This is a genomic window from Achromobacter sp. 1012554356 (assembly GCF_059760815.1).
The window spans coordinates 14374-36949 of sequence record NZ_JCBANC010000005.1 but is presented as its reverse complement, the minus strand read 5'-3'; the positions used below and the strand labels follow the sequence as shown (position 1 = coordinate 36949).

The window sequence follows — 22576 nt, the reverse complement described above, 5'->3', positions numbered from 1 at the left end:
GTTAATTCGCTTGCCGAGACCACCCATCCGCCTCCACCGTCCGCGGGTGCGATAATGGCGGACTTTCCCGCATTTACCGGCACGGAGCTTCCCTTGACCCGCATTGACGATCCCCTGCACGACCGCGAGGTCGGCGCCGCCGACGCCACCCAGGACAACACGCGCACCGACGACACCCGCATCAGCGCCGTGCGCCCGCTGATTTCGCCCGCGCTGCTGCAGGATGAACTGCCGGTGTCGGCCAGCATCCAGAACCTCGTCGAGCAAAGCCGCGCGCAGATCGCCGACGTGCTGCATGGCCGCGACGACCGGCTGGTGCTGGTGGTGGGCCCGTGCTCCATTCACGACCACGCGCAAGCGATGGAATACGCGCGCAAGCTGCGCATCGCCGCCGACGAGCACAAGAAGGACCTGCTGATCGTCATGCGCGTGTACTTCGAGAAGCCCCGCACCACCGTCGGCTGGAAGGGCTACATCAACGACCCGCGCCTGGACGGCAGTTTCCGCATCAACGAAGGCCTGCGCCGCGCCCGCGAGTTGCTGCTCGACATCGGCGGCCTGGGTCTGCCCATCGCCACGGAATTCCTCGACCTGCTCAGCCCGCAATACATCGCCGACCTGATCGCGTGGGGCGCCATCGGCGCGCGCACCACGGAAAGCCCCAGCCACCGCCAGTTGAGCTCCGGCCTGAGCTGCCCGCTGGGCTTCAAGAACGGCACCGACGGCGGCGTGCAGATCGCTGCCGACGCGATGGTCGCCGCCAGCGCCAAGCACGCGTTCATGGGCATGACCAAGATGGGCATGGCAGCCATCTTCGAAACCCGCGGCAACCAGGACACCCACGTGATCCTGCGCGGCGGCAAGCAAGGCCCGAACTACGACGCCGCCAGCGTGCAAGCCTGTTGCGACGCCCTGCGCAAGGCAGGCCAGCGCGAACAGGTCATGATCGACTGCTCGCACGCCAACTCCAACAAGTCGCACCTGCGCCAGATCGACGTGGCCAACGACATCGCCGCCCAGCTGGCCCAAGGCGACAGCCGCATCACGGGCGTCATGATCGAAAGCCATCTTGAAGAAGGCCGCCAGGACCTCAAGCCCGGCGAGCCGCTGCGTCACGGCGTTTCCATCACAGATGCCTGCCTGGGCTGGACGCAGACCGAGCCCGTGCTTGCCGCCCTGGCCCTTGCCGTCCGCCAGCGCCGCGAAAAGCTGGCCACGCACGCCTGATTTCCCGCAGGCGGGGGCCGCCAACGTCAGTTGTTACAGCACGCACCTGAAACAATTGGTATCATGCGCATCTCCGGGGGCCTTTGCGCCCCCTCCCCGCTTCTTTTCGTTCAGGTATGGATCGTTCTCGCCTTGTAGGGGCCGCGCCGGCCCAGTCCGCCCCCGTGCGGCACAGCATTTTCATTTACACCGAAGAACAACGCGGCAACCAGATGGTCGAGTCGCGCGTGATCGGCATGATGTCCGACGTGTCCGGGTCGGAAAAACTCATCGTCGTGGAAGACCCCTTCCATAGCCTGAAGTACGTCTACCGTATCGACCACGAAAGCAACAACCTGGACGCGGCCGCCATCACCGAGATCGACGAGTCGCTGTTCAACGGCAAGTCCTCGATCGAGATCAACGCCATGTCGTACCGGCTGGGCACCGCGGAGAACGCGGCCAAGCTGCTGCGTGGCAAGACGCGATGGATCCAGGATAAGGGTTCGGTGCTGTCAGTGCTGCTGCAAAATGCTGCTGCGCGCAAAACGCGCTTTGCGCCGGCCCGGATTGAGCGCGATCGGATGCGCAAAGTGCCCGATGGCGTGCCGGTGGAATTACTCCCTTCGTAGGTGGGACGGTATCCGGGCTGGTTTTTCTTATCCACAGAATTTGTGGATAAGAAAAACCGAAACGCCCGGCTGATGGCCTTTCGGGCGATGCGCATCGGGCTGCGCAATTTTTGACCAATCGATTTTTGCCCATCGCTTGGATCACATCCTTGATCCATGCCGCGCCGCCGCATCGGCGGGAATGATATTCTGCGCGCACGCAGATCAGATACGCATAACGTCGTCCCCCGATTTTCCGCGCGAACGCGGCCCTCAAAGAATTCACAGCATGACGAGAACACACCTGTTCGCCCAAGGACCGCGAGAGCGCGCCGCGCCGTGACGATCATCGTCGTCGACGACCACGGGGATTGGCGCGATTCCATCGCCGAGTACATCCAGGACCTGGGCCTGGACAAAGCCATCCTCACTGCGGGCTCGCTGGCCGAGCTGGACAAGCTGTTGCTCACCGTCACGCCCGCGATCCTTGTGCTGGACGCCATGCTGCCGGACGGCGACGGGCTGGCGCGCGTGTCGCATCTGCGCACCACCTATCCGTCCATGGGCATCATCATGCTCACCGGACGGCTGCTGAGCGAAGACAAGGTGTCGGGGCTGAGCCTGGGCGCCGACCACTACCTGACCAAGCCCGTCAACCTGGCCGAGCTGGGCGCCACGCTCGTGGCGCTATCGCGGCGCCTGCGCGTCGTGCCGGCCGCCAACGCCGAGGACGCGCAATCGGACGCCTGGCGCTTCGACCCCGCGCGCCGCACGCTGACCTCGCCCAGCCAGGTCAGCGTCGACATCACCGACACCGAAAGCCGCCTGATCGGCGCGCTGATCCAGGCGGCGCCGCTGCCGCTGTCGCGCGCCCGCCTCGTTGAAGCCCTGGGCGCCAGCGCCGAGGCCTACGACACGCACCGGCTGGACGCCCACATGCACCGGTTGCGGCGCAAGCTGCGCGAGCTGGCCGGCGGCGACCTGGGCATCCGCACCGTCTATGGCGTGGGCTACGTCTGCACCACGCCCGTCACCATAGTTGGCAGCTTGCCCAAACTCTGAGACCGCCCGCATGAATGCCCCTATCCGCCCCCGCCGTTCCGTTCTCTACATGCCCGGCGCCAATGCGCGTGCATTGGACAAGGCGCGTACGCTCGATGCGGACGTGCTGATCCTCGACCTGGAAGATGCGGTGGCGCCCGACGCCAAGGCGCAGGCCCGCGGCCAGGTCGCCGCCGCGCTGCGCGAAGGCGGCTACGGACGGCGCGAGTGCATCGTGCGCGTCAACGCCTTGGACACGCCCTGGGGACTCGACGACGTGCGCGCCATCGCACAGGCCGGCGCCGATGCCGTGCTGTTGCCCAAGGTCGAGACCCCCGCCCAGTTGGCGGCGCTGGCGCAGGCGCTCGATGCGGCCGGCGCGCCCGCGGACCTGCCACTGTGGGCCATGGCGGAGACGCCGTTGGGCTTTTTACGGCTCGATGCCATCGCCGGCGGCCACCCGCGGCTGGCCGCCATCGTCGTTGGCACGTCGGATCTGGTGAAGGACCTGCATGCCCGCCACACGCCCTCGCGCAATGAGACCCTGCTGGCGCGCTCGCTGGCCGTGATGGCGGCGCGGGCGCACGGCCTCGCCGTGCTGGACGGCGTGCATCTGGACCTGAACGATGACGCGGGCCTGCAGGACACCTGCCGGCAAGGACGCGACCAGGGCTTTGATGGCAAGACGCTGATCCATCCCCGCCAGATCGCCGCCGCGAATGCGGCCTTTGCGCCGACGCCTGAAGAACTCGACACGGCGCGCAAGCGCCTGGACGCGTGGCAAGCCGCGCAGGCCGAGGGCAAGGGCGTGGCGGTGGTCGACGGGGCATTGGTGGAGAACCTGCACGCAAGCGAGGCCGAACGCGTGCTGGCCCTGGCTGCGGCGATTCAGGCGCCATAGGGAGGCGGAGCTTCCTGGCCGAAGCTCCGCGCCCGGACCTGTCCGGCCGAAGCTCCCCGCCCGGACCTGTCCGGCCGAGTACAATCCCCCCCTTCGTTCGGATGGGGTTCGCTTTCATCCGATCCTCCTCGCGCCGGCGCGCACGTTGCGCGCGCCATCCCGCCCCGGTTTCCGCTTTCCCGCACCGCGCCCTTCGCGGGTGCCTTGCCGCGCGCGCACCGCGCCATCCAGCCCTACATCCATGATCCGTTTCCAACAAGTTTCACTCATGCGCGGCGTCAAGCCGTTGCTCGACAAGGTCGACCTGCTTCTGAATCCCGGCGACAAGATCGGCCTCATCGGCGCCAATGGCGCGGGCAAGTCGAGTCTGTTCGGCCTCTTGCGCGGCACGCTGCACGCCGACCAGGGCGACCTCGACTATCCCGCATCCTGGCGCGTGGCCCACGTCGCGCAGGAAACGCCCGCGCTCGACCGCCCAGCCATCGAGTACGCCATTGACGGCGACACCACGCTGCGCAAGCTGGAAGCGGAACTGGCCGCGCTGGAAGCCGAACCGGAAAGCGCGGAGAACGGTCTGCGCATGGGCGAGATCTATGCGGCGCTGGCCGACGCCGACGCCTACACGGTCCACTCGCGCGCCGAGCAGCTCTTGACCGGCCTGGGCTTCACGCAGGCGCAGATGCACCTGCCGCTCACCAGCTTTTCGGGCGGCTGGCGCATGCGCCTGAACCTGGCCCAGGCGCTGATGTGCCCGTCCGATCTGCTGCTGCTGGACGAACCCACCAACCACTTGGACCTGGACGCGATCATCTGGCTGGAAGATTGGCTCAAGCGTTATCCGGGCACGCTCATCGTCATCTCGCATGACCGCGATTTCCTGGACGGCGTGGTCAACGTCATCGTCCACATCGACGAGCGCAAGCTCAAGCGTTACTCGGGCCATTATTCGTCCTTCGAACGCCAGCGCGCCGCCCAGCTTGAATTGGCGCAGGGCATGATGGAAAAGCAGATGCGCCAGCGCGCGCACCTGCAATCGTTCATCGACCGTTTCAAGGCGCAGGCCAGCAAGGCACGCCAGGCGCAGAGCCGGATCAAGGCCCTGGCGCGCATGGAAGAAGTCGCGCCGCTGCGCGCTGCCGCCGAATTCTCGTTCGAATTCCGCGAGCCGCTGCGCGCGCCCAATCCGCTGCTCACGATGGACAAGGTCAGCGCGGGTTATCGCATCGAGGACGAGGTCACGGAAGCCGTGTCCGACAAGATCATCGTGTCGGGTATCAACTTCTCGCTGCAGGCGGGCCAGCGCATCGGCCTCTTGGGCATCAACGGCGCGGGCAAGTCGACCTTCATCAAGACCATCGCGGGCGAGATCGAGTCGCTGGCCGGCGACACGCAGTTCAACAAGGGACTGTCCATCGGCTACTTCGCCCAGCATCAGGTCGAAATGCTGCGCCACGACGAATCGCCGCTTTGGCACATGACCAAGATCGCGCCGACCGTGCGCGAACAGGAACTGCGCAACTTCCTGGGCAGCTTCAATTTCAACGGCGCCATGGCTACCAGCTCGATCGCGCCGTTTTCTGGCGGAGAAAAGGCGCGGCTGGCGCTGGCGCTGATCGTGTGGCAACGCCCCAATCTGCTGCTGCTGGACGAGCCGACCAACCACCTGGATCTGGAAACGCGCGAGGCGCTGACGGATGCGCTGGCGCAGTTCGAGGGCACGCTGGTGCTGGTATCGCACGACCGTCACCTGCTGCGCGCCACCACCGACCAGTTCATCATCGTCGCCGATGGCAAGGTCAACCCGTTCGACGGCGACCTGGACGACTACAAGGATTGGCTCTACAAGACCAAGCTGGCGGCCAAGGCGGCCTGACGCGTTTTTGCGCGCCGCGCGCGTCCAACCGCGTTACAATCGCGGCGAATTGCCGGACTCCAGCGTCGACCTGGCCCGCGCGGCAACCATCAACCACGTCCCGCTGTATGCGGGACGCGTTTTTTAGCGCCATAGATGCCTATCAAAGACCAACTATTTCTTGCCAGCCAGTATCTCGCGCCGCACCACCTGGTGTCGCGCTTCTTCGGATACGCATCGGACTGCCGCGAACCCGCGGTGAAGAACTGGATGATCTCGCGTTTCGTCCGCAAGTACGGCGTGAACATGAGCGAGGCGCTGCAAGAAGACCCGTTGGCCTACGACTGCTTCAATGACTTCTTCACGCGTGCGCTGAAAGACGGCGCGCGGCCGCTGGATGAAGAACCGGGCTCGGTGGTGTGTCCGGCCGATGGCGCCATCAGCCAGATGGGCGCCATCGAACAAGGCCGCATCTTCCAGGCCAAGGGCCACAGCTACGGGCTCGCCGACCTGCTCGGCGGCGACACCGAACGCGCCGCGCCGTTCCAGGGCGGCCAGTTTGCCACCATCTACCTGTCGCCCAAGGACTATCACCGCGTCCACATGCCCGTCGCCGGCACGCTGCGCGAAATGGTCCACGTACCCGGGCGCCTGTTTTCCGTCAATCCGCTGACCGCCCGCAACGTGCCGCGCCTGTTCGCGCGCAACGAACGTGTCGTCTGCATCTTCGACACCGAACACGGTCCCATGGCCGTCGTGCTGGTGGGCGCGATGATCGTGGCGTCCATCGAAACCGTGTGGGCCGGTCTGGTGACGCCGTTCAAGCGCCGGGTCAAATCCGTGCGCTACGACGCCGCCGCCCGCGCCCCCATCTTTCTTGAAAAGGGCGCCGAGATGGGCCGGTTCAAGCTGGGTTCCACGGCCATCGTCCTGTTCGGACCGGACAAGATCCGCTGGGCCGACACGCCCTCGGTGCTGGGCCCGGTGCGCATGGGTGAGCTGTTGGCGCTGCCCACGCAGGCCTAGACCTCCGTATCGCAGCCTGTTCGCCGCAAGCGAACGGGCTGCTTCTGTTTTATTCGCTTTCTGCGTTCAACAGGCGTTGCTAGATTACGGGCTTTTACCGGCCCGCCATGACTACCACCGCCCTGCCCGCCGCATCCCCTGACGCCACCCCCGTCGTCACCCCTGGCGCCGCCGCCAAGCTGCCCCGCGCGCTTGGGCGCATGCTGTCCCTGGACGATTTCGAAGCCGCGGCGCGCCGCCGGCTGCCACGTCCGATCTTCGGCTACATCGCCGGCGCAGCCGAAGACAACCAATCGCTCAACGGCAACCGCGAGGCCTTCGCGCAGTACGCGTTCACCCCGCGGGTGCTGGTGGATGTGTCCCGCCGCACGCAGCAGACCGACCTGTTTGGCCGCACCTACGCGTCGCCCTTCGGCATCGCGCCCATGGGCATCAGCGCGCTGTCGGCCTACCGCGGCGATATCGTGCTGGCCCGCGCGGCGCGCGAGCAGAACGTGCCCGCGATCCTGAGCGGGACGTCGCTGATCCCGCTCGAAGCCGTCATCGCCGAAGCGCCCGGCACCTGGTTCCAGGCGTACCTGCCCGGCGACCCCGCCAAGATCGATGCGCTGATCGAACGCGCGCGCCGCGCGGGCTTTGAGACCCTGGTGCTGACCGTGGACATCCCCGTGTCCGCCAACCGCGAGAACAACGTACGCACCGGATTCTCGACGCCGCTCAAGCCCAGCCTGCGCCTGGCCCTGGACGGACTGGCACGCCCGCGCTGGCTGGCCGGCACGTTCCTGCGCACGCTGCTGGCGCATGGCATGCCGCACTTCGAGAATTCCTTCGCCACGCGCGGCGCACCCATCGTCTCCGCGTCGGTGCTGCGCGACTTCTCGGCGCGCGACCATCTCAGTTGGGAACACGTGGCGCACATCCGCCGGCAATGGCCGGGCACGCTCGTCATCAAGGGCATCCTGCATCCACGCGACGCCGCACTGGCGCGGCAGCATGGCGCGGACGGCATCATCGTGTCCAATCACGGCGCGCGCCAGCTCGACGGCGCGATCTCGCCGCTGCGCGCGTTGCCGGGCGTGGTCGCCCAGGCCGGTGCGATGACGGTGATGATGGACAGCGGCGTGCGGCGCGGCGGCGATGTGCTCAAGGCGCTGGCCCTGGGCGCGCGCTGCGTGTTTGTGGGCCGTCCCTTCAACTACGCCGCGGCGGTGGGCGGCCAGCAAGGCGTGGCGCATGCCATCGGGCTGCTGCGCGCCGAGGTCGATCGCAACATGGCCATGCTGGGCATCAACCGCCTTGACGAGATGGACGCCAGCCTGATCTGCCGGGAAGGCGAGCTGCCGGTCTGAGGGTCCCGCGCCAGGCGGTGGTGCTGCGCCAGGCGGACGCGCAGCGCTGCGTTTATCAGTCCAGGCGCCGGCGGAGCATAGAATGGCGGTTCCCTGATTCCCTGCGCGTCGGCTACGGCGCGCCCGCCCGCCGCCGTGTCCCTGCGCCAATCTTCATTCTTCCTGCGCTTTCTGACCCTGGGCGCCCTCGCCCATGTGTACGTCGGCGCCCGCCTGATCCCCGACCTGCTGCTTGGCGGTGAAGGCACTGCCGCCGCCATCCTCTTTCTGGTGCTTTCGTGCGTGCTGATCCCGATGGGCATGCTGGCGCGGTCCTCCGTCAACCCGCCGTGGGGCGACCGCATCGCCTGGGTCGGTCTGCTGGCCATGGGACTGTTCTCGTCGCTCTTTGTGCTGACCGTGCTGCGCGACGCGCTCATGCTGCTGCTGTGGCTGGGCAATCTGGCAGCAGGCGCCGATCTGCCGTGGATCGCCCTGCGGCGCGCCAGCGCGTGGACGGTCATCGGGCTTGCGCTGGCCGGCACGCTGGCGGGGTTCTACAACGCGCGGCGCCGCGCCCGCGTGGTCGACGTGGACGTGCCGATCGCCGGCCTGCCGCAAGACCTGGACGGCTTTTCCATCGTGCAGATCAGCGACATCCATGTCGGCCCGACCATCAAGCGCCGCTATGTGCAAGCCATTGTCGACGCGGTCAACGACCAGTTGCCCGACATGATCGCCATCACGGGCGATGTGGTGGACGGCAGCGTCGAGCAGCTTGCCGCGCAAGCCCGTCCGTTGGGCGATCTGCGCGCGCCGTTCGGCGTGTATCTGGTCACCGGCAACCACGAATACTATTCGGGCGCGGGCCCGTGGATTACGGAATTCCGCCGCCTTGGGCTGCGCGTTCTCTTGAACGAGCATGCCGTGATCCATCCGTCGGGGCTGCCGGTGGTGGTGGCCGGCGTCACGGACTTCAGCGCCGGCGCCTTCGACCCGCAGCAACGCAGCAATCCGCGCGCGGCGCTGGCCGGCGCGCCGGCCGACGCCTTTCCGCGCATCCTGCTGGCCCATCAGCCGCGCAGCGCGGCGGCGGCCGAGCCGGCCGGCTACACGCTGCAGCTCTCCGGCCATACGCATGGCGGGCAGTTCTTTCCGTGGGGATTCTTCGTCCGGTTTCAGCAACCGTTTACGGCGGGGCTGCATCGGCTGGGACAGATGTGGGTCTACACGAGCCGCGGCACCGGCTATTGGGGCCCGCCCAAGCGCTTGTGGGCGCCGTCGGAAATCACGCGCCTGCGGCTGCGCGCCGCCCCTGCCCGTTGAACCGCGGGGCTGCCGTTCAGGCGGCCTGCGATCAGGCGGCCTGCGATCAGGCGGCCTCAGGCAGCGGCCCGCGCTCCAGATAACTGGTCAGCGCGATATCGCTGGTCGTGTTGGAGATGCCTTCGATCTGGTGGATGCGCGCCAGCAGCAGTTCCAGCGCCTGGGTATCGCGCACGCGCACCTTCAGCAGCATGGCGCTCTTGCCGGTAATGGTGTGAATCTCCTCGACCTCGTTCAACTCGGCCAGGCCCAGCACCTGCTGAGTGATCGTCCAGTTGATCGTGTCCACATGCACGAAGGCCAGCAGCGGCCGGCCCATCTTTGCGCCATCGAGCTTGGCGGCGATGCCCTTGATGAGCCCGTCGCGCTTGAGCCGCTTGACCCGCTCGTGCACCGCGGGCGCCGACAGGTTGAGCTGTTTGCCCAGCTCCGCATAGCTGGGCGTGGCGTCGTCGGCCAGCAGCGTCAAGAGTTTCCGGTCGCGGTCATCGAGGTCAGACATTGGAATCAGGTTCGGCACGCAGCGCGGCCGGCCTTTGATAAGAAGAGTTTGTCGGGGCAAACCCTGATTTTATTCCGATTGCCGACCGGTTAACGCCCTACCAGGGAAACGAAATCAGATCGCCATACAGCCGCTTGAGCGTCGCCTTCACTTCGGGCGAGTTCTGATAGATGGCAATGAACTTCAAGAGGCGCGGGTCCTGCGCCTTCTCGGGCTTGGCCACCCAGCGGATGGCGTAGCGCCGGATGCTGTCCGGATCGGTATTGTCGAAGGCCAGCCCATCCTTTTCGTTCAGCCCCGCCTGCTTGGCGAACGTCGTGTAGGTGACCGACGCCGTCACATCATCGAACGTGCGGGCCGACTGCGAGCCTTCGATCTGGACGAATTTGAGCTTCTTGGGATTGGCCACCACGTCCTGCAGGCTGGCCTGATGGGCAACGCCCGGCTTGAGCGTAATCAGCCCCATCGACTGCAAAAGCAGCAAGGCGCGGCCGGTGTTGACCGGGTCGTTCGGCACCGCGATGGTCGCGCCCTCGGGCACCGGGTCGCCCTTCTTCAGCTTCTTGGAAAACAGCCCGATGGTGGTCGAATAGCCGTACGCAATCGGCTGCAGGTTGGCGCCGCGCCGCTGGTTGAAGAGCTCTAGAAACGGCGCATGCTGAAAGAAGTTGGCGTCCACCGAGCCGTCGGCCACGGCAATGTTGGGCAGCACCCAATCATTGAATTCCACCAGCTTGACGTCCAATCCCTGCTGCTTGGCCTGGGCAATCGCCAGTTCGGTGGCTTCGTTGGCCACGCTGGCAATCACGCCGATGCGCAGGGGCTGTTCCTGCGCCCCTGCCGGCGCAACCACCGCCAATCCCAGCGCCGCCACCGCGGCGCCGCGCATCAGTTTGTTAAGCAATTGGTGCACAAGCATGTCAGCCATCCACAGAATCGGAACGCCGGACGACGGTCCGGCACAGGCGCTATTGTGCAGCACCCGGCGCACCAGCCCCGGAAAGGCCTTTGTCATGCAATGGCAATGCCAAGCCGTGCTGGCGGCGCTAAGATGGCCCCAATACGCCCTTGGGAGACGTGCATGCATGCCGTGATGACCCCCCAGCCCGGCGCGCAGTCCGCCGCCAGCCGCCGCGACCACATCGAAGATCAGTTGGGTGCGCACAACTACCATCCGCTGGACGTCGTGCTGGCGCGCGGCAGCGGCGTCTGGGTCTATGACGTCGACGGGCGCAAATACCTGGACTGCCTGGCCGCGTATTCCGCCGTCAACCAGGGCCATTGCCACCCGCGCATCCTGGCCGCCATGACCGAGCAGGCGCAAAAGCTCACGCTCACGTCGCGCGCCTTCCGCCATGACCAGATGGCGGGCTTCTACGAAGATCTGGCGCGCCTCACGGGCGCCCACAAGATCCTGCCCATGAACAGCGGTGCCGAGGCCGTGGAAACCGCCATCAAGGCCGTGCGCAAGTGGGGCTACGAGGTGCGCGGCGTGCCCGAGGGCGAGGCCGAGATCATCGTGTGCGCCAACAATTTCCATGGCCGCACGCTGGGCATCGTGGGGTTTTCCACCGACCCCGACGCCTATGGCCATTACGGCCCGTTCGCCCCCGGCTTCAAGGTTGTGCCTTTTGGCGACTTCCACGCCTTCAATGACGCCATTTCCGACCGCACGGTCGCGTTTCTGGTCGAACCGATACAGGGCGAAGCCGGTGTCGTGATGCCGCCCCCCGGGTACTTCAGCCGCGTGCGCCGACGCTGCACGGAGAGCGGCATCACGCTGATCCTGGACGAGATCCAGACCGGCCTGGGGCGCACGGGCAAGCTGCTGGCCGAGGAGCACGAAGGCATCGAAGCCGATGTCACGCTTGTCGGCAAGGCGCTGTCCGGCGGCTTCTATCCCGTGTCCGCCGTGCTGTCCAATGCCGACGTGCTGGGCGTCTTCCAGCCCGGGCAGCACGGCAGCACCTTCGGCGGCAATCCGCTGGCGTGCGCCATCGCGCGCGCCGCGCTGCGGGTGCTGACCGAGGAAGGCATGATCGAGAACGCCGCCTCCGTGGGTGCGCACTTTCTGGAGCGCCTGCGCGCGCTGCCCGGCCCCGTGCGCGAGGTGCGCGGACGCGGCCTGATGCTGGCCGTGGAACTGGAGCCGGACGCTGGCGGCGCCCGCCTCTGGTGCGAACGGCTCCAGGCGCGAGGCTTGCTGGTCAAGGACACCCACGGTCATACCCTGCGCCTGTCGCCGCCCCTGATCGTCACGCGGGACGAGGTGGACTGGGCGTGCGACCAACTGGCGGCGGTGCTGTCCGCCGCCTGATCCCCCACTCTGAACACCGCAATACGGAGCATGCGAATTGACGAACGCGTTGACGAACGACTCGGCTAACACCCCCACCCTGCCTACCCAAGTCACCCTCATCGGCGCACCGACCGACATCGGCGCCGGCGCGCGCGGCGCGTCGATGGGACCTGAAGCGCTCCGAGTCGCGGATCTGGGACCGGTCATCGAGGCCCAGGGCTTTCAGGTCCGCGACCGCGGCAACCTGTACGGCCCCGCCAATCCCTGGCTGCCGCCGGTGGACGGCTATCGTCACCTGGAAGAAGTGACCGCGTGGAATCAGGCAGTGCACGATGCCGTGTACGAAGAACTGGCCGAAGGCCGTCTGCCCGTCCTGCTGGGCGGAGACCACAGCCTGGGCATCGGCTCGGTCAGCGCCGTCGCGCGGCATTGCCGCGCCGCCGGCAAAAAGCTGCGCGTGCTTTGGCTGGATGCGCACGCCGACTTCAACACCCACCTGCTCACGCCCACCGGCAACCTGCACGGCATGCCGGTGGCCTGCCTGTGCGGCAACGGCCCCGCGCCGCTGACCGGCATGTCGGGCGAGTGCCCGGACATCGATCCGTCCTGCGTGCGCCAGATCGGCATCCGCAGCGTCGACCCCGGCGAAAAGCGCCTGCTGCACGACGCCGGCCTCGAGGTCTTCGATATGCGGTATCTGGATGAGATGGGCATGCGCGCCACCATGCAGGCCGCGTTGGCTGGCCTGGACGCCGACACGCACCTGCACGTGAGTTTCGACGTGGACTTCCTGGATCCCGAGATCGCGCCGGGCGTGGGCACCACGGTCATGGGCGGCCCCACCTACCGCGAGGCCCAGCTCTGCATGGAAATGATTGCCGACACCGGCCTCATGCGTTCGCTGGACGTGGTGGAACTGAATCCCGCGCTCGACGTGCGCAACCGGACAGCGGAGCTGGCGGTGGATCTGATCGAGAGCTTGTTCGGTAAATCCACGCTGGTGCGCCGCGGGCCCTGATATCGCCGTCCGCTTATCCCTCCCGATCGCGCCGGATCGCCTCGGCCGCTTCGCGCAGATGCATCAGGTTCTCCTCGCGCTGCGCCCACACTCGCGGCGTGGGCCCCGCCAGGCATAGCGCGTACCATTCGCCGCCCAGATCCAGTGCGACGGCCAAGCCCGTCAGGTCCGCAACGCTCTCCCCCACGTTCGACGCCCAACCCCGCTCGCCAGCTCTGTCCACGTCAGCCAGCAGGTCTTCGCGGGTTGTCAGTGTGCGATCCGTGTAGCGCGTGTATTGCGCCGCCGCCAGCACGTGGTCGCGCTCGGCGGCCGGCAGACGCGCCAGGATGGCCTTGGCGACCGAACTGGTGTGCAGCGGCCGGCGTTCGCCCGGCCGCGCCGCGTAGTGCACGGGCTGCGTCGACTCGGCCACGTCCAGGAACACCACGGCGCCATCCTGGATCTTGCCCAGCATCACGGTTTCGTTGGCTGCGTCGCGCAGCGCGGAAAGACGCGGCCGCACCAGATCCAGCCAGGGGTCGCCCGCCAGGATCTGCGCCGCCAGACCGTGCAGTTTGCCAGTGGGGTAATACCCGGCGCGGCGCCGGACTTCGTACAGATACCCCCGCGCCACGAGCGTGCGCACCAACGCCAGGCAGCTCGACATCGGCGCGCCCAGCCCTTGGGCCAGTTCGGTCAGCGGCATGGGCCGTTTCGTCTGCGCAAACAGCTCCAGCAACTCCAGTGTGCGAGCGACAAGTTTCACTTCCACGGCGTCGGCCCTCCTTCGTGGCAACGGGGTTTCGGCACCCGCACTAGGGTGTTCCACCGTGTTGACTTTTCATGTGCAGGTACCTAAATTCTTGCACAGGAATTTGCATTCACCAATGTGAAATAAGTTTCAGCCGGCTGGAGCACCGGCGCCGCCTTCCCGAGTTGTCGCGTCATCCATAACGTTCATTAAAACGGTCCGTTTCAGGGCTGGGAGACAGAAAGATGCGTATCAAACCCGTGTTGGCGGCTCTGGCCGCCACCCTGGCCGCCTGCGCGGCCCAAGCCCAGACCGACGTCGTGCGGTTGGGCGTATCCAACGACCGCTCCGGCATCTATTCCGACCTGGGCGGCCTCGGGTCCGAGACAGCCGTGCGCATGGCTGTGGAGGATTTCGGCGGCAAGGTGGCCGGCAAGACCGTCGAGGTCGTCGGCGCGGATAACCAGAACAAAGCCGACGTGGCGTCCGCGCTGGTTCGCCGTTGGTTCGACACCCAGAATCTGGTCGCGGTGGTGGACGGCGGCGCCAGCTCGGCCGGGCTGGCCGCGCAGGGCGTGGCGCGCGAAAAAGGCGGCACGGCGCTGATCAGCGGCGGTTTTGCCGGAGACTTCAGCGGCAAACAATGCAGCAACCTCAGCACGCAGTGGGCGCCCGATACCTACGCGCTGGCCAACGCGGTGGTCAAAAGCGTCGTCGAGAGCGGCGGCAAGAGCTGGTACTTCATCACCACCGATTACGTCTTCGGCAAATCGCTGGAAACCAACGCGTCGCGCTTCGTGCAGGGTGCGGGCGGCAAGGTCGTGGGCAGCACGCGCCACCCGCTGGGCGCCATGGACTTTGCGTCGTTCCTCGTTCAGGCCCAGTCTTCCAAGGCTGACGTCGTGGGCCTGGCCAGCGCAGGCGGCGATCTGGTCAACCTCATCAAGCAGGCGCAGGAGTTCGGTCTGGCGGGCGGCAAGCAGCGGATGCTGACGTTCCTGACCTTCATCAACGACGTCCACGCGATGGGGTTGCCGGTCGCGCAGGGGCTGACCTTCCCCACCGGCTTTTACTGGGACGCCGACGAGGACACGCGCGCCTGGACGCAGCGCTGGCAAAAGAAGATGGGCGTCACGCGCGCGCCGTCCATCGTGCAGGCCCTGAGCTACGTAGCCACCACGCATTACCTGCAAGCCGCGCAGGCCGCAGGCACCTTCGACGCGGCGGTGGTCAACCAGAAAATGCGCGAATTGCCCATCACGACCAAACTGATCAAGAATGCTCGGGTGCGCCCCGAAGATGGCCGCGTCATCATGGACCTGTACCTGGTCGAGGTGAAAAAGCCTGCCGAATCCAAGCATCCGAACGACTACTACCGCATCCTGTCCACGGTGCCGGGCGAAAAGGTCTTCGTGTCGCTCGCCGACAGCGAATGCCCCCTGGTCAAGAAATAAAAAGGAGACAACCATGAAGTGCTATTGCGTCGTCAATTTCCGCGAACCGCTGCAGGAGATGGACCAGCCCACGCCCACCCCGCAGGGGTCGCAGGTGCTGCTCAAGGTCCGCGCGGCCGGCGTGTGCCACAGCGACATCCATCTGTGGGAAGGCGGCTACGACCTCGGCCAGGGCCGGACCCTGTCGCTCAAGGACCGTGGCGTATCGTTGCCGCTGACCATGGGCCACGAAACGGTTGGCGCCGTCGTGGCGGCCGGCCCCGACGCGCAAGGCCTCGCCACCGACCGCAATTACCTCGTCTATCCGTGGATCGGCTGCGGCAAATGCGCGTCGTGCGCGGCCGGCATGGAGAACCACTGCACGGCGCCCGCCTGCCTGGGCGTGCATCGCGCCGGCGGCTATGCCGACCACATCGTGGTGCCGCATCCCCGCTACCTCATCGACATCGGCGACCTGGACCCCGCGCAGATCGCGCCGTACGCATGCTCGGGGCTCACCACGTACTCCGCATTGCAGAAGATAGGCGCCGACATCTACCGCGAGCATCCCGTCGTGATCTTCGGCGCGGGCGGCCTGGGCCTGATGAGCCTGACGCTGATCAAGGCGCTGGGCGGCGCGGGCGCCATCGTCGTCGACATCGACCCGGCCAAGCGCCAGGCGGCGTTGGACGCGGGCGCGCTGGCGGCCATTGACGGCGCCGCACCCGATGCCGCGCAGCAGATCATGCAGGCCGCCGGCGGCAAGCCGGTGCGGGCCGCAATCGATCTGGTCGGCGCGCCGGCCACCACCTCGCTGGCGTTCGACTTCCTGACCAAGGGCGGCAAGCTCATCATCGTCGGCCTGTTCGGCGGCGGCTCCACCTGGCCCATCGCCTTGATTCCGATGAAGGCGCTGTCCATCATCGGCAGCTATGTGGGCAACCTGGCCGAACTGAAGGAATTGATGGAACTGGTGCGGGCGGGCAAGGTGCCGCCGATGCCGGTGCACCGCCACGCGCTGGCCGAGGCGGACCGCGTGCTGACCTCGCTGCGCGAAGGCAAGGTCGTGGGCCGGGCCGTGTTGACGGTCGACTGACGCCAGCGTTGCAATCAAAAAACAAACGCGCCCGGCACCGGGCGCGTTTGCTTTGACGCCTGCTTTTGGATGCTTACGCCGGCCGCAATCGCGGATCGTAGATGAAGCGTTCACGCCGCACCACCACGATATCCTCGGCGTCCGGATGCGCCGGATTGATGAGGAAATTGCAGTCCGGCACGCCACGGTACGGGACGATGGCGCTGGGCAATTCCAGCAGCGCCGACACGCCCGACGCCACCCAGTTGTCGCCCACGGCCTGCGAGGCCTCGGCAAAGGGCACCGCGTCCCAGAACGGATAGTCGTCCTGCAACTGCACCAGCGACAGCGACTGGCGTGCCTCGAAGATGCCGTTGGGCACGGCCAGTTCGATCAGGTAGCGGTTGGCGTGCTCGGACGCGCGGGCGGCAAAATGCACCACCGTTTCCAGCACCGCCAGCGCCACGCTGGCCGAGGCATACACGACCGGCGTGCCCGGGCTGTTGTAGCGTCCGCCCACCGCGGCCGCCCCGGCGCCGGAGAGGTCGTCCGCCCGGTACTTGCCCGCCGTGGTGCCAATGCGCCAGAGCGAAACGTAGTCGGTCATGCGTAAACGCCCGCGGCGGCGCGGGCCAGCGTGTCTTCGACAATGCGGCTGCTGGCGTCCGAGGTCAGCAGCGACAACGGCTTGACGTTGCCCAGCGCGGGCACGGGCGTGTTCAGCCATAGCACCGCTTCCTCGTCGCTGCCCAGCACCTGGCGGGCAACGCGCACCACCCGGGCGACGCGGGCAAGCCGGTCGGATTCACCGAGCGGCAGCGCCTGGCCTTCGCGCGTCCAACGCGACAGCGACGCCGCCTTGACCTCGGTGATCGCCATGATTTCCGACTTGGGCACCTGCAGGTAATCGGCGGCATCGTCGACCATCTGCGCGGGCAGCCCGCGGTGCACGTCCCGGGCAATGTCGGTGAGCGGGCTGTCGATCAGGCCGCGAAAAAGCTGCCTGGGGCGCGGCGGACGTTTGGTGGTGGCGCCGCGCTTGGCGAGAGATTTATCGGTCAGGGCTATGGTCATGATCTGCTCCGGGCGCCGCTTGGACGAACAGCCAACCGGAGGACCCGGCCAGCGCATGGGGCGGCTGAATTACCAAATTGAATTTATAATATCCCATTTGGAAATTGACGCGCAAGGCGGGAACCATGGCGGCCGATCATGCACCATATTTGGGCCTATCATAGGCGGCGGCAAAATCCCCCCTCGCATTTCTCTCAAGGACACGCAATGACGGACCGGCAGCTCACGATACTCGCGGCGATCAATCTCATGGTGGCGGTGGGCGCCGGGGCGTTCGGCGCGCATGGGCTCAAGCGCATCCTGACGCCCGACATGCTGGCCGTGTGGCAGACCGGCGTCATGTACCACCTGGTCCACGCGCTGGGCATCTTCATCATCGCGCTGCTGGGCGCCCGCTTCGGGTCGCCGCTGCTGTCGGCCGCGGGCGTCGTGATGTTCGTCGGCATCGTGCTGTTTTCGGGCAGCCTGTACGTGCTGACGCTGACCGGCACGCATTGGCTGGGCGCGGTCACGCCGTTCGGCGGTACGGCCTTCCTGGCCGCTTGGGCGATGGTCGCCATTGCCGCCTACCGCGCGCAAAGCTGAAAAAGTCTTCCGTTCTTCATCCACCGGTGGCAGGAACCGCCGCCCTTGCAGGTTTCAGATGTCCCCAAGCACCGCATTACCCGCCGTCCGTGAACATTCCGCAGCCGCAGGCATCGCCTGCGTGGCGGGCGGCATTTTCTTTCTGACGCTCAGCGACGCCAACGCCAAGTGGCTGGGCGCCAGCTACAACCCGCTGCAGATTCTCTTCCTGCGCGCGCTGATCGCGCTGCCTTTCGTGACCGCGCTGGCGCTGTGGCTGGGTGGACGCCGCGTGCTGCGCACGACGCATCCCGGCCTGCACCTGACGCGCGGCGCCATCAACGTGGTCTCGGCCTGTTGCTTCTATCTTGGATTGCAGGCGCTGCCGCTGGCCGAAGCCACCGCCATCGCGTTTGCCGCGCCGCTGTTCGTCACCGCGCTGTCGGTGCTGATCCTTAAGGAACGCGTCGACGGCAAGCGCTGGCTGGCGGTATTGGCGGGCTTTGCGGGCGTGCTGATCGTGGTGCGCCCGGGCACGCAGGCCTTCCAGGCCGCCACCCTGCTGCCGCTGACCACCGCCCTGCTCTACGCCGTCATGATGATCACGGCGCGCGGTATCAACCGCGCCGAAGGCATGCTGACCACCACGTTCTACATCGTGCTGGGGCAATTGGTGTGCAGCGCGATCGGACTGCCGTGGGTGTGGCGCGCGCCGGCCGTCGAAGACCTGCCTTATTTCGGTGGCGTGGCGCTGTTCAGCACGCTGGGGCTGGCGCTGATCACGCAGGGATTCCGCATCGGCCCGGCTTCTGTCGTGGCGCCCTTCGACTACACGGGCCTGGTCTGGGCGACGATCCTGGGTTGGATATTCTGGCGCGAGGCGCCCGACGCCTATGCGTATCTGGGCGCCGTTTTCATTGCGGGCAGCGGCGTGTACATCGCCTTGCGCGAGGCGCGAGGCAAATCGCGCCGGCGTGCCGCCACCTGACGCTGCCTTGCCCGGCCGCCCGCGTTATTCGCTGGGCGGCGGAAAGTGCCGCTGCAACACCTTGGCCACATTGGGTTCCATCGCGGCTTCGCGCGCCACCGCAGTCAATGCCGGGCACATCGCACTGAACCACGAGGGACCCGGGCGCCAATGCGTCATGACCGTCACATACAGGTCCAGCGCCGAAAACCGCCGCCCCAGCATGTGCGGCGCGCCCGCCTGGCGTTCCAGTTCCTGCCATAGCTCGGCGCGGCGCGTGTGGACGCGCTCGCGCAGCAGGTCAACCGCATCGCCTGGCGTCGTCCACTGCGCGGGATCGTCGCCGTATGTGAAGGTGGGATAGACCGCCGCCACGATCCGCACCAGCAGATTCAGAAAGCGCGCCCGTTCCGGCTTGTCCGCCGTGGGCGCAAGACCTGCCTGCGGCGCCACGTCGTTCAGGTGCAGGATCATCGCCGCGCTTTCGGTCATGACCTCGCCGTCGGGCAGGATCAAAGTAGGCACCTGCCCCAGCGGATTCAGATGCAGCAACCGGTCCCGCTCGGGACCGGGTTTCAAGTAAGGCACGTCCGTCAGCACGTGCGGCACATTGGCCAGCACCAGCGCCATCTCGACGATGGCGGAGCCGCAGCCCGCGGACCCGATGAGTTCATACGTCTTCATGACGATCACCCTCCTGTTTCAGCCGGCGCCACCCGCAGCAGTTCGCCCGGCGAAGCGTCAGTCAGCACATACACATAACCGTCCGGCCCCTGCCGCACGTCGCGGATCCGGCGCTTGCGGTCAACCAGCAGCCTTTCCTTCTCGACCACGCGATTGCCGTCGACGGTCAGGCGCATCAGGTTCTGGTTGCCCAGCGCGCCGATGAAGAGCGAATTGCGCCAGGCCGGAAAGCGGTCGGCGTCATAGAACGCCATGCCGCTGATGGCGGGCGACTTCGGCCACCAGTAGATCGGCGATTCCATTCCCGGCAGCGTCTCACCCTTGGCCTCGGGAATCTTCAGGCCCGAATAGTTGATGCCGTAGGTCGCCAGCGGCCAGCCGTAGTTCTTGCCCGGCTGCACCACGTTGACTTCGTCGCCGCCGCGCGGCCCGTGTTCGTTTTCCCAGAGCTCGCCGGTCCACGGGTTGAGCGCCATGCCTTGCGGATTGCGATGGCCGTACGACCAGATCTCGGGCCGCGCGCCCTGTTTGCCCACAAAGGGGTTGTCGTCTGGCAGAGCGCCGTCGGCCTTGAGCCGCACGACCTTGCCCTGCAACTTGTCCAGGTCTTGCGCCGTGGGCCGCTGGTTGTTCTCGCCCAGCGCAATGTAGAGATAGCCCTTGCCGTCAAACACCAGGCGCGATCCGAAATGCAGCCCGGACGACAGCTTGGGCTCCTGGCGGAAGATCACCTTGAAGTCTTCCAGCCCGCTGGCATCGTCGGCCAGCCGGCCGCGTCCCACGGCCGTGCCGCTCTTGTCTCCGTCCGACTCCGCATACGACAGATACACGTAGCGATCGGTCGCAAAGTCCGGCGACAGCACCACGTCCAGCAGGCCACCCTGGCCGCGCGCGGCGACCTTGGGCACACCGGTCAGCGGCTTGGACAACCCGCCGGGCGTACGCAACAGCCGCAGGTTCCCCGGTCGTTCGGTGATCAGGATGCCGCCGTCGGGCAGGAACGCCATGGACCAGGGATGGTCCAGGCCACCGACAACGGGCATCACGCGCGCAGGCGCCGAGGGCGGTTCCTGCGAGGCTTGCGCGATCGCGGGCGCGGCGGCGCAAACCAGGGTCAAGGACAAGAGAAAGGGAATTGCGCGCGTGCTCGCGGCGGTGCGTGACTGCATGGACATCTCCGGCGGCGACAGATTGAAAAGCGGGCGCGGAAGGCATGACGGAGAGACGCGGGACCACTCGCGAATGGCATACCCGGTTGGCGTACCATAGCGCCCACGGACGGGAGATCTCCCGTTCTTCCTTCCAGGAGTCTCCGACAGATGAAACTGTACTACATGCCCGGCGCGTGCTCGCTCGCTTCCCACATCGTGCTCGAGTGGATCGGCAAGCCGTATGAAACGCACAAACTCAGCCGCGAGGCGCTCAAGGAGCCCGAGTTTCTGCGGATCAATCCGCTGGGCGCCGTGCCTGCACTGACCGATGGCGACTGGGCCATCACGCAGAACGTATCCATCCTGGAGTACCTGGCCGAACAGGCGCCCGAAAGCACGCTGCTGGGCGACGGCACCGCGCGTTCACGCGCCGAAGTGCGCCGCTGGGTCGGCTTCATCAACTCCGACGTCCACAAGACGTTCTCGCTGCTTTTCGGCGCGCAGCGCTACCTGAAGGACGAAGGCGCGCAGAAGGAACTGGCCGCCTCGGCCTCGGCGCTCTTGACCAAGCTGTTCGCGCAACTGGACACGCAACTGGCGGGCAAGTCCTATCTGGCAGGCGCCGCGCCCTCGGTCGCGGACGCCTACCTGTTCGTCGTGCTGCGCTGGGCGCACGCCAAGGAAGTGGACCTGTCCGGCCTTTCCAACCTGTCCGCGTTCTTCGAGCGCATGCAGGCCAACGCCGGCGTCAAGGCCGCGCTGCAGGCCGAAGGACTGTAAGCGGCTGCGCTGCCCGGCTGACGCACGGAAGTCCTATTCCGGCGTCACCCCGGGCAGCGCGTCGCTCTCCAGGATCTTCTTCACCGCAGCCAGAAAGCGCCGCGCCAGCAAGGGCGGCGCGCTCAGATTGGAATGCGTCGCCCAGATCTCCACGCTGGCCTCGGGCGTGATCGGACGCAGCGCCATGTGCGCGGCCTGATCCGGCGTGACGCACCAGGCATCCACCAGCGCCGGTCCAAGGCCCTGCTGCACGAAGGAACAGGCGGTCACAGGCGAATGCACCTCGATCGCCGCCGCGCAGTGCGGGCCTTCGCCGAAGAACGGCTGCAGCGCGCGTCCCAGCGGCGTATCGCGCGGGTAGCCGATCCACGCCGCCGACGAAAAGTCTTCCGGCCGCACCGCGTCGTGGCTGGCAAGCGGATGCCCGGGCGGCAGCACGCACACCACCGGCACGCGCGCCAGCCGGACCGACGTCAGGTTCGGATGATCCGGCGGCTGCATGGAAATGCCGATGTCCGCCTGTCCCGACAGAAAGTACGCCGCCAGCTCGTCGAACGTCACGCTCCGGTAATCGACCCGCGCGCCCGCATTGCGTCCGCGAAACCGCTCCAGCGCCATGGGGATCAGGCGCTGCCCGAAACTGGCGCTTGCCACGATCTTCAGCATGCCCGCGCCCGACTGCCCCAGGCTGGCGGCCAGGTCGTTCACGCGCTGGATACCGCCATACACCTGCTCGACCTCGGCATACAGGCGCCGGGCCTCGGCCGTGGGCGACAGCCGGCTCTTGACGCGCTCGAACAGCCGGTAGCCCAGGCGGTTTTCCGTCAGGGCCAGCACCCGGCTCACCGCTGGCTGCGACACATGCAGCATGCGCCCCGCCCCGCTGATCGAGCCGGCCATCATGATGGCTCGGAACACCTCGATCTGGCGCAGGTTCAGCGGCCGCCCGGCGCTCGGCCCGACCTCGTCGGCATACCCATCGGCTTCCATTTTTTTCCCCTTTTC

23 protein-coding genes are annotated in these 22576 nt (G+C 66.8%); 15 read left to right on the top strand and 8 right to left on the bottom strand.

Going from position 1 to position 22576, the window contains the following annotated elements; all coding sequences use genetic code 11:
• Window positions 1-93: 93 nt before the first annotated feature.
• The 8 genes from AC6LJW_RS03600 (at window position 94) to AC6LJW_RS03565 (ending at window position 9291) form a co-directional block, all read left to right on the top strand.
• On the top strand, window positions 94-1227 hold the full coding sequence (locus tag AC6LJW_RS03600; RefSeq protein WP_498086517.1) for a 3-deoxy-7-phosphoheptulonate synthase: 1134 nt from the start codon (window positions 94-96) through the stop codon (window positions 1225-1227).
• Between the two features lie 116 nt (window positions 1228-1343).
• Window positions 1344-1838: a hypothetical protein gene (locus AC6LJW_RS03595; RefSeq protein ID WP_056561145.1), complete on the top strand. Its 495-nt coding sequence runs from the start codon at window positions 1344-1346 to the stop codon at window positions 1836-1838.
• 318 nt (window positions 1839-2156) lie between these two features.
• Window positions 2157-2879, top strand: coding sequence for a response regulator transcription factor (locus AC6LJW_RS03590; protein ID WP_427986981.1), 723 nt, complete (start codon window positions 2157-2159; stop codon window positions 2877-2879).
• Between the two features lie 10 nt (window positions 2880-2889).
• Window positions 2890-3759, top strand: coding sequence for an HpcH/HpaI aldolase/citrate lyase family protein (locus AC6LJW_RS03585; protein WP_498086516.1), 870 nt, complete (start codon window positions 2890-2892; stop codon window positions 3757-3759).
• 241 nt (window positions 3760-4000) lie between these two features.
• Complete coding sequence (locus AC6LJW_RS03580) at window positions 4001-5632, top strand: ATP-binding cassette domain-containing protein (protein WP_056561135.1); 1632 nt, start codon at window positions 4001-4003, stop codon at window positions 5630-5632.
• A 135-nt stretch (window positions 5633-5767) separates the two neighbouring features.
• Entirely contained in the window at window positions 5768-6637 is an 870-nt protein-coding gene (gene asd / locus AC6LJW_RS03575; protein ID WP_056561132.1) for an archaetidylserine decarboxylase, read from the top strand.
• 107 nt (window positions 6638-6744) lie between these two features.
• A complete protein-coding gene (locus AC6LJW_RS03570) occupies window positions 6745-7986 on the top strand; it encodes an alpha-hydroxy acid oxidase (RefSeq protein ID WP_498086515.1) in 1242 nt (413 codons plus the stop codon).
• 135 nt (window positions 7987-8121) lie between these two features.
• Entirely contained in the window at window positions 8122-9291 is a 1170-nt protein-coding gene (locus AC6LJW_RS03565) for a metallophosphoesterase (RefSeq protein ID WP_056561125.1), read from the top strand.
• Between the two features lie 46 nt (window positions 9292-9337).
• On the opposite strand, the gene AC6LJW_RS03560 is transcribed toward AC6LJW_RS03565, so the two are convergent.
• Together AC6LJW_RS03560 and AC6LJW_RS03555 are read right to left on the bottom strand one after the other, a co-directional pair.
• On the bottom strand, window positions 9338-9793 hold the full coding sequence (locus tag AC6LJW_RS03560; protein WP_056561122.1) for an Lrp/AsnC family transcriptional regulator: 456 nt from the start codon (window positions 9791-9793) through the stop codon (window positions 9338-9340).
• 97 nt (window positions 9794-9890) lie between these two features.
• A complete protein-coding gene (locus tag AC6LJW_RS03555) occupies window positions 9891-10682 on the bottom strand; it encodes a MetQ/NlpA family ABC transporter substrate-binding protein (RefSeq protein WP_498086560.1) in 792 nt (263 codons plus the stop codon).
• A 192-nt stretch (window positions 10683-10874) separates the two neighbouring features.
• Between AC6LJW_RS03555 and rocD the strand changes: the two genes are divergently transcribed.
• Window positions 10875-12110 (top strand): ornithine--oxo-acid transaminase, encoded by a 1236-nt coding sequence (rocD, locus tag AC6LJW_RS03550; RefSeq protein WP_498086514.1) that lies wholly within the window; start codon window positions 10875-10877, stop codon window positions 12108-12110.
• Window positions 12111-12189: 79 nt separating this feature from the next.
• Complete coding sequence (gene rocF / locus AC6LJW_RS03545; RefSeq protein WP_156395176.1) at window positions 12190-13110, top strand: arginase; 921 nt, start codon at window positions 12190-12192, stop codon at window positions 13108-13110.
• 13 nt (window positions 13111-13123) lie between these two features.
• Here rocF and AC6LJW_RS03540 read toward each other — a convergent pair whose 3' ends face one another.
• A complete protein-coding gene (locus tag AC6LJW_RS03540) occupies window positions 13124-13864 on the bottom strand; it encodes an IclR family transcriptional regulator (RefSeq protein WP_056561119.1) in 741 nt (246 codons plus the stop codon).
• A 224-nt stretch (window positions 13865-14088) separates the two neighbouring features.
• Here AC6LJW_RS03540 and AC6LJW_RS03535 point away from each other — a divergent pair, with 224 nt between their 5' ends.
• Both AC6LJW_RS03535 and AC6LJW_RS03530 read left to right on the top strand, forming a co-directional pair.
• Entirely contained in the window at window positions 14089-15297 is a 1209-nt protein-coding gene (locus AC6LJW_RS03535; RefSeq protein ID WP_056561116.1) for an ABC transporter substrate-binding protein, read from the top strand.
• A gap of 13 nt (window positions 15298-15310) precedes the next feature.
• Window positions 15311-16372 carry an alcohol dehydrogenase gene (locus tag AC6LJW_RS03530; protein WP_056561115.1) on the top strand — a complete coding sequence of 354 codons (1062 nt, stop codon included), beginning with the start codon at window positions 15311-15313 and terminating at the stop codon, window positions 16370-16372.
• A 73-nt stretch (window positions 16373-16445) separates the two neighbouring features.
• On the opposite strand, the gene AC6LJW_RS03525 is transcribed toward AC6LJW_RS03530, so the two are convergent.
• Both AC6LJW_RS03525 and parS read right to left on the bottom strand, forming a co-directional pair.
• The gene (locus AC6LJW_RS03525; RefSeq protein ID WP_056561112.1) at window positions 16446-16958 is read right to left on the bottom strand and encodes an RES family NAD+ phosphorylase; all 513 of its coding nucleotides are present in this window, start codon (window positions 16956-16958) and stop codon (window positions 16446-16448) included.
• Entirely contained in the window at window positions 16955-17425 is a 471-nt protein-coding gene (parS, locus tag AC6LJW_RS03520; RefSeq protein ID WP_056561109.1) for a type II RES/Xre toxin-antitoxin system antitoxin, read from the bottom strand. The genes AC6LJW_RS03525 and parS overlap by 4 nt, the downstream gene beginning before the upstream one ends.
• Before the next feature lie 207 nt (window positions 17426-17632).
• On the opposite strand from parS, the gene AC6LJW_RS03515 reads away from it, so the two are divergent.
• Window positions 17633-18010, top strand: a complete 378-nt coding sequence (locus AC6LJW_RS03515; RefSeq protein ID WP_056561106.1) for a DUF423 domain-containing protein — start codon at window positions 17633-17635, stop codon at window positions 18008-18010.
• A gap of 58 nt (window positions 18011-18068) precedes the next feature.
• Complete coding sequence (locus AC6LJW_RS03510; protein ID WP_056561103.1) at window positions 18069-18977, top strand: DMT family transporter; 909 nt, start codon at window positions 18069-18071, stop codon at window positions 18975-18977.
• Window positions 18978-19001: 24 nt separating this feature from the next.
• On the opposite strand, the gene AC6LJW_RS03505 is transcribed toward AC6LJW_RS03510, so the two are convergent.
• Window positions 19002-19640 carry a glutathione S-transferase family protein gene (locus AC6LJW_RS03505; RefSeq protein ID WP_498086513.1) on the bottom strand — a complete coding sequence of 213 codons (639 nt, stop codon included), beginning with the start codon at window positions 19638-19640 and terminating at the stop codon, window positions 19002-19004.
• 5 nt (window positions 19641-19645) lie between these two features.
• Window positions 19646-20809, bottom strand: a complete 1164-nt coding sequence (locus tag AC6LJW_RS03500) for a PQQ-dependent sugar dehydrogenase (RefSeq protein ID WP_082578803.1) — start codon at window positions 20807-20809, stop codon at window positions 19646-19648.
• A gap of 150 nt (window positions 20810-20959) precedes the next feature.
• Between AC6LJW_RS03500 and AC6LJW_RS03495 the strand changes: the two genes are divergently transcribed.
• A complete protein-coding gene (locus AC6LJW_RS03495) occupies window positions 20960-21571 on the top strand; it encodes a glutathione binding-like protein (protein WP_056561100.1) in 612 nt (203 codons plus the stop codon).
• Between the two features lie 33 nt (window positions 21572-21604).
• On the opposite strand, the gene AC6LJW_RS03490 is transcribed toward AC6LJW_RS03495, so the two are convergent.
• On the bottom strand, window positions 21605-22561 hold the full coding sequence (locus tag AC6LJW_RS03490) for a LysR family transcriptional regulator (RefSeq protein ID WP_427986991.1): 957 nt from the start codon (window positions 22559-22561) through the stop codon (window positions 21605-21607).
• Between the last annotated feature and the right edge of the window lie 15 nt (window positions 22562-22576).